The sequence below is a fragment of the Frigoribacterium sp. AC394 genome (assembly GCF_979258095.1).
Window position 1 is genome coordinate 2,824,802 of sequence record NZ_OZ409834.1, and the last position, 13,469, is coordinate 2,838,270.

The window sequence follows — 13,469 nt, forward strand, 5'->3', positions numbered from 1 at the left end:
TCGTGTAACCGTTCGCCCTGAGGTTTGGAGAAGCCTGAAAGAGGTGCCTAGGGTCGTCTTCATCCAACGTGGCACGACTCATGGGGAGCCGTGCTGCGTCCTTTCTTGCATCAGGAGGAACATTGAAGAAGACGCGCATGGGCCTCGGGTCCGTCGCCGTCGTGGGGGCGGCAGCACTCGTCCTCACCGGCTGCTCGAACGGCGGTGACTCGGGCGACGCCGCTCCCTCGGGCAACGCCGACGCCATCATCACCACGAACGGCAGCGAGCCGCAGAACCCGCTGGTCCCGTCGAACACCACCGAGACCGGTGGCGGGAAGATCATCGACTCGATCTTCGCCGGCCTCGTCTCGTACGACGCCGAGGGCGCCACCGAGATGGACGTCGCCGAGTCCATCGAGTCCGACGACAACCAGCTCTGGACCGTCAAGCTCAAGGAGGGCCAGACCTTCACCGACGGCACCCCCGTCACCTCCGAGTCCTTCACGAAGGCCTGGAACTGGGCTGCGCAGATCAGCAACGCGCAGAGCGCCTCGTACTTCTTCGACAACATCGAGGGCTACGACGCCGAGGCCGACAGCGACCTCTCGCTCGAGGTCGTCAGCGACACCGAGTTCACGGTCATGCTGAACGCCCCCGAGGCCGACTGGCCCCTGCGTCTCGGCTACTCGGCGTTCTCGCCGCTGCCCGAGTCGTTCTACGACGACGTCGACGCCTTCGGCGAGAGCCCCGTCGGCAACGGCCCCTACAAGCTCGAGAGCGCCGACGCCTGGACCCACAACCAGGACATCAAGCTCGTCACCAACGAGGACTACGACGGTCCCCGCACGCCCGTCAACGGCGGCCTCACCATCACGTTCTACACGACGCAGGACGCCGCGTACTCCGACGTGCTCTCGGGCAACCTCGACATCCTCGACCAGGTGCCGGACACCCAGTTCGCCTCGTACGAGAGCGACTTCCCGGAGCGCTTCGCGAACCAGCCGGCCGCGATCTTCCAGTCGATCACCATCCCGCAGTACCTCGAGCACTTCGACGGCACGACCGAAGAGGGCAAGCTGCGTCGTGCGGCGATCTCGCTCGCGATCAACCGCGGTGACATCACCGACGTCATCTTCCAGGGCACCCGCACCCCCGCCAAGGACTTCACGTCGCCCGTCATCGACGGCTACTCCGAAGACCTCGAGGGCTCGGACGTGCTCGACTACGACGCCGACCGCGCCAAGGAGCTCTGGGCTCAGGCCGAAGAGATCTCGCCCTACGGCGACACCACCTTCACCATCGCCTACAACTCCGACGGCGGACACCAGAACTGGGTCGACGCCGCGACGAACAGCATCGCCGACACGCTGGGCATCAAGGCGGCCGGCGAGCCGAAGCCCACGTTCGCCGAGCTCCTCGACCAGGAGGACAACGACGCCATGACCGGCGCCTTCCGTTCCGGATGGCAGGCCGACTACCCGTCGCTGTTCAACTTCCTCGCGCCGCTGTACCAGACCGGTGCCGGTTCGAACTACGGCCGTTACACGAGCGACGAGTTCGACGGTCTCCTGAGCGAGGGCGCCGCGTCGACCTCCGTCGAGGACGCCAACGCGAAGTTCCAGGAGGCGCAGGAGGTCCTGCTCACCGACCTCCCCGTCATCCCGCTGTGGTACTCGAACGTGACCGGCGTGTGGGCCGACACGGTCGAGAACGTCCAGTTCGGCTGGAACTCCGTCCCGCTGTTCTACGAGGTCACCAAGCAGTAAGGAACGCATCCGATAGAGGCTCCGGCCTCGTTCAGAACTGCCGAGGGGTCCGGGCGGGTTATCCTGCTCCGGGCCCCTCGGTGGGCGTCCACCACTCTCTCTCCATGATTGCGACATCCATGCACGCGCAGAAAATCGAGGCGGCCTGATGCTCTGGTACACCGGCCGGCGCCTCCTCCAGCTGATTCCCGTCTTCTTCGGGGCGACCTTCCTCATCTACTTCATGGTGTTCGCCCTCCCGGGCGACCCGATCGCCGCCCTGTTCGGCGAGAAGCAGCCGAGTCCCGCCGTCATCGAGGCCATCCGGGCGCAGTACAACCTCGACAAGCCGTTCATCGTGCAGTACCTGCTCTACATCGGCGGTCTGTTCACGGGTGACCTGGGCACGACGTTCTCCGGTCGCCCCGTCATCGACGAGCTCATCCGGGCGTTCCCGATCACGTTCCGTCTCGCCATGCTCGCCCTCCTGTTCGAATCGATCGCCGGGATCGTCGTCGGCCTCTACGCCGGCCTCCGCAAGGGCAAGATCTTCGACAACAGCGCCCTCGTGGTCTCGCTGCTGCTCATCTCCGTGCCGACGTTCGTCATCGGTTTCGTCCTGCAGTACGTCTTCGGCATCCAGCTGGCCCTCTTCCGGACCACCGTCAGCTCGCAGGCTCCGTGGAGCGAGCTGGTGCTGCCCGCGATCGTGCTCGCCTCCGTGTCGTTCGCTTACATCGTCCGACTCACCCGCGCCTCCGTCGCCGAGAACATGAGCGCCGACTTCGTGCGCACGGCGACGGCGAAGGGCCTCACCCGTCGACGGGTCGTCGGGGTGCACATCCTCCGCAACTCGCTCGTGCCCGTCATCACCTACCTCGGCGTCGACATCGGATCGCTGATGGTCGGTGCGATCGTCACCGAGGGAATCTTCAACATCCAGGGCGTCGGTGGCACCGTCTACCGGGCCATCCAGCTCGGCGAGGGACCGACCGTCGTGTCGTTCGTCGCGGTCATGGTCATCATCTTCATGCTGGCCAACCTGCTCGTCGACCTGCTCTACGCCGTTCTCGACCCGAGGATCCGCTATGCCAAGTAACACGACACCGGGCCTGTCGCCCGACCACTACGTCGCCCCGCTCGACGAGACCCCGCTGAAGGCCGTCGACGCCGTCGACGAGACCGAGAAGCCCCGCTCCAGCTGGAACGACGCGTGGGACGCCATGAAGACGCGCCCCCTGTTCTGGATCTCCGCGGTGCTGATCCTGTTCGTGATCGTCGTGGCGCTGTTCCCGCAGCTCTTCACGAGCACCTCGCCGACCTCCGGCGCCAGCCTCCCCGACAGCAACGGACCGGCCGAGTCCGGGCACCCGATGGGCTTCACGCTGCAGGGGCTCGACGTCTACGCCCGTGTCGTCTACGGCACCCGGGCCTCGTTGACCGTGGGCCTGCTGGCCACGGTCCTCGTGACCCTGGTGGGCATCGTCATCGGCTCGCTCGCCGGCTACTACGGCGGCTGGCTCGACGCGCTCGTCTCGCGACTCGGCGACATCTTCTTCGCCATCCCCACCGTGCTCGGCGCCATCGTGCTCATGTCGGTCCTGCCGTCGCGCACCCCGCTGACGGTCGCCCTCGTGCTGTCGCTCTTCGCCTGGCCGCAGATCGCCCGCATCATGCGCGGCTCGGTGCTCGGCGCCAAGAGCAGCGACTACGTCATGGCCTCCGCGGCGCTCGGCGTCTCGCGCTTCCGCATCCTGGTGCGTCATGTCATCCCCAACGCGATCACTCCCGTGATCGTCGTGGCGACGGTCTCGCTCGGCACGTTCATCGTCGCCGAGGCCACCCTGTCGTTCCTCGGCATCGGCCTGCCCGGCACCGTGATGTCGTGGGGCAACGACATCAACGCCGCCCGCGCCTCCCTGCGGGTCGCCCCGATGCCCCTGATCTGGCCGGCGGCCGCCCTCTCGGTGACCGTGCTGTCGTTCCTCATGATGGGCGACGTCGTGCGCGACGCCCTCGACCCGAAGGCGAGGGCCCGTCGATGACCTCCACCTCCACGCGTCCCGAGTCGGCGAGCACCGCCTCCTCGGCGACCCCCCTGCTCGAGATCAAGGGCCTGAAGATCGGGTTCAAGACCCAGTCGGGCTACGTCGACGCCGTCCGCGGCGTGGACTTCACGATGATGCCGGGCGAACGTCTCGCGATCGTCGGCGAGTCCGGGTCGGGCAAGTCGACCACGGCCACGTCGATCATCGACCTGCTGCCGGGCGCCGGCGAGGTCACCGGCGGGCAGATCCTCTTCGAGGGCAAGGACCTCACGAAGGCGACGCCCGCCGAGATGCAGGCCATCCGCGGTCGCGACATCGGCTACGTGCCCCAGGACCCGATGTCGAACCTCAACCCGGTCTGGAGCATCGGCTTCCAGGTCGAGGAGGCCATCCGCGCCAACGGCGTGGCCACCGGCAAGCAGGCGGTGCGCGATCGCGCCATCGAGGTGCTGAAGGAGGCGGGGCTCGGCGACGCAGACCAGCGTCTGAAGCAGTTCCCTCACCAGTTCTCGGGTGGCATGCGCCAGCGTGTGCTGATCGGGATCGGCCTCTCGTCGCGCCCGAAGCTGCTGATCGCCGACGAGCCGACGTCCGCGCTCGACGTCACCGTGCAGCGGCGGATCCTCGACCACCTCGAGACCCTCACGCGCGACTACGGCACCTCGGTGCTGTTCATCACACACGACCTCGGCCTCGCGGCCGAGCGCGCCGAGAAGCTCGTCGTCATGTACAAGGGCCAGGTCGTCGAGTCGGGGCCGTCGAAGGAGATCCTCGCGAACCCGCAGCACCCGTACACGCAGCGTCTCGTGGCCGCGGCTCCGAGCCTCGCCAGCCAGCGCATCCAGTCGAGCATCGCGCCGACGCACACCAACGACGTCGAGATCTCCGACGAGGGCGCCGACGACGCCGAGCTGATGAAGCGCGCGCACCAGCGCGAAGAGCTCGGCAAGCGGAACGCGTCGTACATCCAGGTCGAGAACCTGACCAAGCTGTACAAGATCCGTCAGGGCGGCTTCAAGACGACCGAGCTGCGGGCCGTCGACGACGTCTCGTTCTCCATCCCGCGCGGCACGACGATGGCGCTGGTGGGCGAGTCCGGCTCGGGCAAGTCCACCGTGGCCAAGCTGGTCCTGCAGCTCGAGTCCATCACCTCGGGCACGGTCGCCATCGACGGGAAGAGCGTCGGGGCCCTGAAGGGCAAGGAGCTCTTCGACTTCCGTCGTCGGGTGCAGCCCGTCTTCCAGGACCCCTACGGCTCGCTCGACCCGATGTACAGCGTCGGCAACACGATCGCCGAACCGCTCGTCACCCACGGCATCGGCGACCGCAAGAGCCGCCAGCAGCGTGTGCACGAGCTGCTCGACCAGGTGTCGCTGCCCGTCTCGATGGTCAACCGCTACCCGGGCGAGCTCTCGGGTGGTCAGCGTCAGCGCATCGCCGTCGCCCGGGCGCTCGCGCTCAAGCCCGACGTGATCGTGCTCGACGAGGCCGTCTCCGCGCTCGACGTGCTGGTGCAGGGCCAGGTGCTCGACCTGCTCACCGACCTGCAGACCGAGCTGGGGCTCACCTACCTCTTCATCACGCACGACCTGGCCGTGGTCCGGCTCATCGCGGACAACGTCTGCGTCATGCAGAAGGGGCGCATCGTCGAGGCCGGCACCACCGACGAGATCTTCGCGAACCCGGCGCAGCAGTACACCCGCGAGCTGCTCGAGGCGATCCCCGGCGCGAACTTCGAGTTCGGCCGGTAGCCGACCCGCGCCTCCTCGTCAGGGGCCTCTCCGCCGTTCCGACAGGGGCGGGGGAGGGGCCCTTTACCACGTGCCGTAGACTGTCGTCGCCGGGCTCTGTCCCGTGCACCTCCCCCTCCGCTTCTCGTAAGGAATTCATCCATGGCGACTGCCATCCGCAGCGACCTGCGCAACGTGGCGATCGTGGCCCACGTCGACCACGGCAAGACGACTCTCGTCGACGCCATGCTCAAGCAGACCAACTCGTTCGACGCCCACTTCGACACCGAAGACCGAATGATGGACTCGAACGAGCTCGAGCGCGAGAAGGGCATCACGATCCTCGCGAAGAACACCGCGGTGCTCTACAACGGTGCTCATGCGGCCGACGGCCCGATCACCATCAACGTGATCGACACCCCCGGCCACGCCGACTTCGGCGGTGAGGTCGAGCGCGGCCTCTCGATGGTCGACGGCGTCGTGCTGCTCGTCGACGCGTCCGAGGGGCCCCTGCCCCAGACCCGCTTCGTGCTCCGCAAGGCCCTCGCGGCCAAGCTCCCCGTCATCCTGCTGGTCAACAAGACCGACCGCCCCGACGCCCGCATCGACGAGGTCGTGGCCGAGTCGCAGGACCTCCTCCTCGGTCTCGCCAGCGACCTGAGCGAAGAGGTCGAAGACCTCGACCTCGACGCGATCCTCAACGTGCCCGTGGTCTACGCCTCGGGTCGTAACGGCGCGGCGTCGATCAACAAGCCGGCCGACGGCTCGCTGCCCGACAACGCCGACCTCGAGCCGCTGTTCGACGCCATCCTCACGCACGTGCCGGCGCCGACCTACGACGACGAGCACCCCCTGCAGGCGCACGTGACCAACCTCGACGCGTCGCCGTTCCTCGGTCGTCTCGCGCTCCTCCGCGTCTTCCACGGCACCCTGAAGAAGGGCCAGACCGTCGCCTGGGTCAAGCAGGACGGCACCACGGTCAACGCCCGCATCACCGAGCTGCTCATCACCAAGGCCCTGCAGCGCTACCCCGCCGAGTCCGCGGGCCCCGGCGACATCGTCGCCGTCGCCGGCTTCGACACCATCACCATCGGCGAGACCCTCTCCGACCCCGACGACGTCCGGCCGCTGCCGACCATCACCGTCGACGACCCCGCGATCTCCATGACCATCGGCACGAACACGTCGCCGTTGATCGGCAAGGTCAAGGGTCACAAGCTGACCGCGCGCATGGTCAAAGACCGTCTCGACCGCGAGCTGATCGGTAACGTCAGCCTCAAGGTCGTCGACATCGGACGCCCCGACGCGTGGGAGGTCCAGGGTCGAGGCGAGCTCGCACTCGCCATCCTCGTCGAGCAGATGCGACGCGAGGGCTTCGAGCTCACCGTGGGCAAGCCGCAGGTGGTCACCCGTCGCGACGAGAACGGCAAGCTCCAGGAGCCGTTCGAGCACATGACCGTCGACGTGCCCGACGAGTACCTCGGTGCGATCACCCAGCTGATGGCCGCCCGCAAGGGCCGCATGGAGAACATGGCGAACCACGGTTCGGGTTGGGTCCGCATGGAGTTCATCGTCCCGTCGCGCGGCCTGATCGGCTTCCGCACGCAGTTCCTCACCGACACGCGCGGCACCGGCATCGCCAACGGCATCAGCCACGGCTACGGCCCCTGGGCCGGCGAGATCTCGACCCGTACCAACGGCTCGATCATCGCCGACCGCTCGGGTGTCGTCACGCCGTTCGCGATCCAGAACCTGCAAGAGCGCATGACCTTCTTCGTGCAGCCGACCGAAGAGGTCTACGAGGGCATGGTCGTGGGCGAGAACTCGCGCGCCGACGACATGGACGTCAACATCACCAAGGAGAAGAAGCTGACCAACATGCGTCAGTCGACGGCCGACAACTTCGAGTCGATGACGCCCTCCCGCGTCCTCTCGCTCGAGGAGTCGCTCGAGTTCGCCGGTGACGACGAGTGCGTCGAGGTCACCCCCGACGCCATCCGCATCCGCAAGGTCGAGCTCGACGCGTCGGCTCGCCAGCGCAGCACCGCTCGTCTCAAGAAGCAGAACGCGTAGCACCACCGAGTCACCGCCAGACCGAGAGGCGGCCCGCAGCAGTGCGGGCCGCCTCTCGCGTATCCACCGTGCTTCGCTGCGCGCCCCGCACGTTCCACGCCCACGCCCAGAGTCGGCCGCTACCCTCTCCGGGTGCCGATCCGTTCGAAGTCCCTCATCCGCCCCGTCGCCGCTCTGGCCCTCGTCGTCGGTCTCGGCGCCGGCCTCACCGCGTGCGGTTCGGGCTCCCCGATCGACAACATCGTCGGCGGTGCGATCGACAGCAGCGTCGAGGGCCTCACCGGCACCGTGCAGCAGGCCGTCGAAGACGCCGCGGGCGAGGCGCTCGGCGGGGCCGGCATCACGACCGACGGCACGCTCCCCGAGTCGTTCCCCGCCGAGGTCCCGCTCGTCGAGGGCACCGTGCGCGGGGGCGGCGCCGGGCCCGAGGGGTCCGGCTGGGTGGCTCAGATCACCGTCTCGGGCGCCGACCGCTTCACCGCCGCGCAGCAGCAGCTCGAGCAGGCCGGCTACACGGCCAGCGGGGTCGACTCCGACGCGGACAGCGGCTTCGGCACCTTCACGGGCTCGGCGTACCGCGTCGTGCTCACCGTGTCGACCGACACCGACGGGGTCTCGACGGCGACCTACGTCGTCACCGCCGTCTGACCTCCGCACTCGCGAGCGTCCGCGCCGCGTCGGCAGCCCCGACCCGGCGGCGTCAGGCGAAGAGCGTCTCGCCGACCCAGCCGCCCTCCGAGGCGCCCGGCGGTACCGCGAAGATCGCCGACCCGACGTGCTTGACGTACTCGTTCATGCGATCGCTGCGAGCGAGCGACTGCTGGATCGGCACGAACTGCCTCCGGCTGTCGCGGTTGAAGCAGATGAAGAACAGCCCCGCGTTGAGGCGTCCGAGCTCGTCGTTGCCGTCGACGAAGTTGTAGCCGCGCCGCAGCAGGGTGGCCCCGTCGTTGTTCTGCGGGTGGGCGAGGGCCACGTGCGAGTCCGGCGCGATGGCCGGCCCGCCGGTCGAGGCTGCGGCGGCGAAGTCGGGTGCGGTGAACTCCGATCCGCCCGACAGCGGGGCCCCTTCGCCCTTGTCCCGGCCGACGACGGTCTGCTGCTCGGCGAGGGAGGCGTGATCCCAGGTCTCGATCGTCATCCGGATCTTCCGGGCGACGAGGTACGATCCGCCCGCCATCCAGGCGGCGCCGTCCCCCTCGGTCGCCCAGACGCCGTCGGCGACGGCCCGGGTGTCCTCGGCCTTGACGTTCGCGGTGCCGTCCTTGAATCCGAACAGGTTTCGCGGAGTGGTCTGACCGCGGGTCGTCGACGAGGTGCGGCCGAAGCCGAGCTGCGACCAGCGGAGGGAGGCGCGGCCGAAGGCGATCCGCGACAGGTTGCGGATCGCGTGCACGGCCACCTGGGGGTCGTCGCTGCACGCCTGCACGCAGAGGTCGCCGCCGCTGGCCGCCTCGATCAGCTGATCGCCGGAGAAGTGCGGCAGGTCGATCAGCGCCGCAGGTCTCCGCGAGGCCAGCCCGAAGCGGTCGACGCCCGTGGCGCTGGTGAAGAGCGTCGGGCCGAAGCCGATGGTCACGGTGAGCCCGGCCGCGGGGAGACCCAGGGCCTCGCCGGTGTCGTCAGGAGGCGCGGCGAGCGACCCGCCCGTCGCCCCCGTCGGACTCACATCCAGCCCGGCGGTCAGTCTCGACGCGGCGTAGCTCCAGTCCTTCAGCAGTTCGACCAGCTCGGCGCGCGTGGTGCCGTCCGAGACGTCGAACGCGGCGAAGTGCAGGCGGTCCTGCGCGGCGGTGGTGACGCCCGACTGGTGAGGCCCGTAGAACGGGTACGTCGCCGAGGCGCCCGAGCCGCCCGCGGTGCGCGCGACGACCGCGCGGTCGGCTCCGATCCCGACGCCGAGACCGAGCACGCCGGCACCGACGCCCGTGCCGACGAGTCCGAGCAGGCCCCGTCGCGACAGCCCCGGTCGCTCGGCGGCGCCGTCCGTCTCGCCGGCGCCGTCCGTCCCGCCCACGCTCCGGGCCACCGTCAGGAGACCAGGGCCGCGGTCAGCCGGCTGAGCGGCTCGCTGAGCGCGTTGACGGCGTCCGACAGCTTCCTCTTGTCGGCGTCGGTCAGCTCGGTGTACGCCGGGTAGCCCGAGTCGAGGCTCCCGTAGCCGGCGAGCAGGGTCTCGACCGAGTTCATCTCGTCGTCGATCGAGGTGGCGAGCTCCGGGTCCTCCTCGTCGACGATGTCGCGGACGCCGTCGAAGGCCACTCGGGCCCCCTCGAGGTTGCCCTGGAAGTCGTAGAGGTCGGTGTGCGACCAGATCTCCTCCTCGCCGGTGATCTTGCCGGTGGCGACCTCGTCCATCAGGCCGACCGCCCCGTTCGCGATGGTGTCGATGCCGACCGAGAAGTCGTCGGCCGTGACCTCGTCGTAGAGGTCGGCGGTGTCGCCGGTCAGCAGGTCGGCGAAGCGCTGGCGCTCGGCGGGCGTCAGGGCGACGTACGCCGCGCCTCCGTTCGCGTCGGCCGACGGCTGCCAGAGGTCCTTCTCGATGCGGTGCCAGCCGGTCCACTCGGTGCCGGGCTCGACGTCGGCCTCTCGGAAGTCGATCTTCGGGTCCAGGTCGCCGAACGACTCGGCGACCGGCTCGATGCGCTCGTAGTGCGCCCGGGCGGTCGGGTAGAGCTCGCGCGCGCGGTCGTCGTCGCCGGAGGTGTACGCGGCCAGGAACTCGTCCGTCGCCGCGACGAGCTGCCCGGTCTGGTCCTTCACGTAGCCGACGTAGGCGGCGGCCGCCGCGTCGATGCGCTCCTTCTCCGAGCCGGTCGGCTCGACGGCGCCGCCCGAGTCGGTGACGGTGAACGTCGCGCGGACGCCCTCGCCGACGAGGCCCGGGACGCACGCGGTGTAGTAGTCGCCCGCGGGCACCGACACGGTCATCGAGCCGGATGTCCCCGGCCCGATGTTCTCCTTCTCGCTGATGATCCGCAGGCCGTCGTCGGCGAGCAGCTCGAACTCGCTGTTGTCGCTTCCCGTGTTCGTCATCGTGAACGTGACGGGGCCGCTCGGCACCGAGGTCGTCGACAGCACGCAGCCGTCGTCGGACCCGTCGACGGTCACGGCGGTGGCCGCGGACGAGCCGGCCGGCGTGTTCGCGACGCAGCCGGTCAGGGCCAGCGCGACCACGGCGAGGCCGGAGGCGAGACCGAGAGGGCGGACGAGGCGGGCGGGGCGAGCGGTCATTCGTGGGCTCCTGCGGTGCGGGGGGTGAGAGTGGTGGACTCGGATCCGGAGGCGGCGGGTCGGGTCGGCCCGCGCCTCCCCGTGGCGCGTGCGACGAGCGGGACGACGACGGCGAGGTAGACGAGCCAGCCGCCGAGCTGCAGCCAGCTCGGGGTCGGGGTGAAGTTCACGAGACCCTGCAGCAGCACGCCCTGGGGGCTCGTCGGCGGCACGGCCGAACTGACGTCGAAGGCCGTGGAGGTGCGGCCCGGCAGCACGCCGGCCTCCTGCAGGTCGCCGATCCCGTAGGCGAGCACCCCGGCCGCGACCACCACCAGGAAGTACCCGGTCACGGTGAAGAACCGCCGGAGGTCGATGGTCATCACCCCACGGTGGATGGCGACGCCGATCGCGACCGCGCTGAGGATCCCGAGCAGGGCGCCGAGCAGGGGCACGGGCCCTCCGCCGGTCGACTGCACGGCGGCCCAGACGAAGAGCGCCGTCTCGATGCCCTCGCGACCGACCGACAGGAAGCCGAGGGCGACGATCGCCCAGGCGCCGCCCTCGAGCGCCCGATCGAGACCCGACTGCAGCTCGTGCTTCAGGCTCCGCGCCGTGCGGGCCATCCAGAAGACCATCCAGGTGACGAAGCCGACGGCGACGAGCGAGAGCCCGCCGCCGATGATCTCCTGCGCCTGGAAGGTCAGGCCGTAGGCGCCGAAGGTGAGGACGGCGCCGACGCCGAGCGACAGCACGACGGCGGCCGTGACGCCGAGCCACAGCCGGGGGAGGACGTCCCGGCGATCGACCTTGACGACGTAGGCGACGAGGATGCCGACGACGAGCGAGGCCTCGAGGCCCTCTCGGAGTCCGATGAGGTAGTTGGCGAGCACTGATGGGGCCTTCGGGTCGGCGGCGTACGGGCGGCATCGGCGGCGCCTGGGGCGGTCGGGACTCGACCGCACGGGGTAGTTTGGTTAGGCTAACCTTGCTAAGGGTCGGCTGACGAGGACCGACCATAGTGCCGGGCGGCCTATCCTGTCCAGTGATGACTTACTTCGGCACGCCTGGTGGCGACGGCACCGGCTCAGCGGCCCCCCGGGTCGAACGGGTGCTCGTCGTGCACGCCCACCCCGACGACGAGACGATCACGACGGGGGGCACCCTCGCGACCCTGGTCGACGCGGGTGCGAGCGTCACCGTCGTGTCCTGCACGCGCGGAGAGCTCGGAGAGGTGATCCCCGACGACCTCGCACGACTGCGCGACGACGAGGCCGCGCTGGCGGTCCACCGAGAGGGCGAGATCGCCGCGGCGCTCCGCGAGCTCGGCGTGCGCGACCACCGGTTCCTCGGCGACGTCGGCGCGCGGACGCCCGGTCTCGAGCCCCGCGTCTACCGCGACAGCGGCATGGTGTGGCGCTCCGACGGCGTCGCCGGTCCGACCGACGACCTCCACCCGGCCGCCTTCTGCGCGGCCGAGTTCGGTGAGATCGTGTCCGATCTCTCCGCCGTCGTCGACGCCGTCCGGCCCACGGTCGTCGTCTCGTACGACGACGACGGCGGCTACCACCACCCCGACCACGTCCGTGCGAACCGGGCCGCCGTCCGAGCCGCCCGCCTGGCGGGTGTGCCCTACTTCGCCATCGTCGCGGGTGCCGACGAGGCGACCGGCGTCGAGGCCGAGGCCCTGCGCGACGACCCCTCGGTCGTGACGATGGACGTCCGACCCGTGGCGCCCCGCGTCGTGGCCGCGCTCCGTGGGTACCGCACGCAGCTCGAGGTCGTCGACCTGCCCGGCGGCGGAGCGGGCATCCGCTACCCGCACGGTCGCGTCGACCGCCTGGCGTCGACCGAGTCGTTCCGCTTCGTGGCGGACCCCGACGAGCTCGCGCCGCTCCCGGCGAACACCTCCGAGCTCAGCGACATGAGTCTCGGAGGCAAGATCGGCACGTATCTGCTGTCCGTCGCGGCGGGCGCCGTCTTCGGCGCGATCGGCACGGTCGCGCATCAGGGCACGACGTCGATCGGCGGCGCGGTGGTGCCCACCGGTCTCGTGCTCTCGCTGATCATGGCGCTCGCCCTCCTCGTCGGCTTCCGTCAGGTCTTCCGGTCGCGCACCGTCGTGGCGGCCGTCGCGCTCGGACTGCTCGGGGTCACCGCGCTGCTCTCCCAGCCCGGTGCCGGCGGCTCGGCGCTCGTCCCGGCGAATCCCGCCGGCTACCTCTGGACGTTCGGCCCGGTGCTGATCGCCACGGTCGTGCTCGCGTGGCCCTTCCTCGACAGGGGAGCCAACGTGCAGCGGGGCCGCGATAAGATGAACGCCTTGCCCGACGCGAAGGGAACACCCGAGACGTGACGTATGTGATCGCACTTCCCTGTGTGGATGTCAAAGACCGAGCCTGCATCGACGAATGCCCCGTCGACTGCATCTACGAGGGCGAGCGTTCGCTCTACATCCACCCCGACGAATGCGTCGACTGCGGTGCGTGCGAGCCCGTCTGCCCCGTCGAGGCCATCTACTACGAAGACGACCTCCCCGACAAGTGGGCCGACTACTACAAGGCCAACGTCGAGTTCTTCGACGAGATCGGCTCGCCCGGCGGCGCGGCCAAGGTCGGCGTCATCGCCAAAGACCACCCCGTCATCGCCGTCCTCCCGCCCCAGGGCTGACGAGT

At 69.5% G+C, this 13,469-nt stretch carries 11 protein-coding genes; 8 read left to right on the plus strand and 3 right to left on the minus strand.

Annotation, left to right across the window (positions count from 1 at the left end; all coding sequences use genetic code 11):
- The first annotated feature begins 122 nt into the window (after positions 1–122).
- From ACZZY9_RS13185 to ACZZY9_RS13210, 6 genes are all read left to right on the plus strand, one after another.
- Positions 123–1,748 (plus strand): peptide ABC transporter substrate-binding protein, encoded by a 1,626-nt coding sequence (locus tag ACZZY9_RS13185; protein WP_463464419.1) that lies wholly within the window; start codon positions 123–125, stop codon positions 1,746–1,748.
- Between the two features lie 148 nt (positions 1,749–1,896).
- Positions 1,897–2,826 (plus strand): ABC transporter permease, encoded by a 930-nt coding sequence (locus ACZZY9_RS13190; RefSeq protein ID WP_463464420.1) that lies wholly within the window; start codon positions 1,897–1,899, stop codon positions 2,824–2,826.
- Positions 2,816–3,772, plus strand: a complete 957-nt coding sequence (locus ACZZY9_RS13195; protein ID WP_192059725.1) for an ABC transporter permease — start codon at positions 2,816–2,818, stop codon at positions 3,770–3,772. The genes ACZZY9_RS13190 and ACZZY9_RS13195 overlap by 11 nt, the downstream gene beginning before the upstream one ends.
- Positions 3,769–5,526 carry a dipeptide ABC transporter ATP-binding protein gene (locus tag ACZZY9_RS13200; protein ID WP_192059727.1) on the plus strand — a complete coding sequence of 586 codons (1,758 nt, stop codon included), beginning with the start codon at positions 3,769–3,771 and terminating at the stop codon, positions 5,524–5,526. The genes ACZZY9_RS13195 and ACZZY9_RS13200 overlap by 4 nt, the downstream gene beginning before the upstream one ends.
- A gap of 141 nt (positions 5,527–5,667) precedes the next feature.
- Entirely contained in the window at positions 5,668–7,578 is a 1,911-nt protein-coding gene (gene typA / locus ACZZY9_RS13205; RefSeq protein WP_192059729.1) for a translational GTPase TypA, read from the plus strand.
- Between the two features lie 132 nt (positions 7,579–7,710).
- Complete coding sequence (locus ACZZY9_RS13210; RefSeq protein ID WP_463464421.1) at positions 7,711–8,226, plus strand: hypothetical protein; 516 nt, start codon at positions 7,711–7,713, stop codon at positions 8,224–8,226.
- 52 nt (positions 8,227–8,278) lie between these two features.
- Here ACZZY9_RS13210 and efeB read toward each other — a convergent pair whose 3' ends face one another.
- Genes efeB through efeU form a run of 3 tightly spaced genes read right to left on the minus strand, consistent with a single transcriptional unit; the run spans position 8,279 to position 11,687 of the window.
- Positions 8,279–9,595, minus strand: coding sequence for an iron uptake transporter deferrochelatase/peroxidase subunit (gene efeB, locus ACZZY9_RS13215; RefSeq protein ID WP_463464422.1), 1,317 nt, complete (start codon positions 9,593–9,595; stop codon positions 8,279–8,281).
- 14 nt (positions 9,596–9,609) lie between these two features.
- Positions 9,610–10,815 carry an iron uptake system protein EfeO gene (gene efeO / locus ACZZY9_RS13220; protein WP_463464423.1) on the minus strand — a complete coding sequence of 402 codons (1,206 nt, stop codon included), beginning with the start codon at positions 10,813–10,815 and terminating at the stop codon, positions 9,610–9,612.
- Positions 10,812–11,687, minus strand: coding sequence for an iron uptake transporter permease EfeU (gene efeU / locus ACZZY9_RS13225; protein ID WP_463464424.1), 876 nt, complete (start codon positions 11,685–11,687; stop codon positions 10,812–10,814). Before efeU ends, efeO begins: the two co-directional genes overlap by 4 nt.
- A gap of 155 nt (positions 11,688–11,842) precedes the next feature.
- Here efeU and ACZZY9_RS13230 point away from each other — a divergent pair, with 155 nt between their 5' ends.
- Entirely contained in the window at positions 11,843–13,150 is a 1,308-nt protein-coding gene (locus tag ACZZY9_RS13230) for a PIG-L family deacetylase (protein WP_463464425.1), read from the plus strand.
- On the plus strand, positions 13,147–13,464 hold the full coding sequence (gene fdxA / locus ACZZY9_RS13235; protein WP_192059742.1) for a ferredoxin: 318 nt from the start codon (positions 13,147–13,149) through the stop codon (positions 13,462–13,464). Before ACZZY9_RS13230 ends, fdxA begins: the two co-directional genes overlap by 4 nt.
- Positions 13,465–13,469 lie beyond the last annotated feature (5 nt).

Excerpts from the sequence above, each read along its gene's own strand:
- ACZZY9_RS13190 (WP_463464420.1), top strand. The coding sequence starts at position 1,897 with ATGCTCTGGTACACCGGCCGGCGCCTCCTCCAGCTGATTCCCGTCTTC.
- ACZZY9_RS13195 (WP_192059725.1), top strand. The coding sequence starts at position 2,816 with ATGCCAAGTAACACGACACCGGGCCTGTCGCCCGACCACTACGTCGCC.
- ACZZY9_RS13200 (WP_192059727.1), top strand. The coding sequence starts at position 3,769 with ATGACCTCCACCTCCACGCGTCCCGAGTCGGCGAGCACCGCCTCCTCG.
- typA (WP_192059729.1), top strand. The coding sequence starts at position 5,668 with ATGGCGACTGCCATCCGCAGCGACCTGCGCAACGTGGCGATCGTGGCC.
- efeO (WP_463464423.1), bottom strand. The coding sequence starts at position 10,815 with ATGACCGCTCGCCCCGCCCGCCTCGTCCGCCCTCTCGGTCTCGCCTCC.
- ACZZY9_RS13230 (WP_463464425.1), top strand. The coding sequence starts at position 11,843 with ATGACTTACTTCGGCACGCCTGGTGGCGACGGCACCGGCTCAGCGGCC.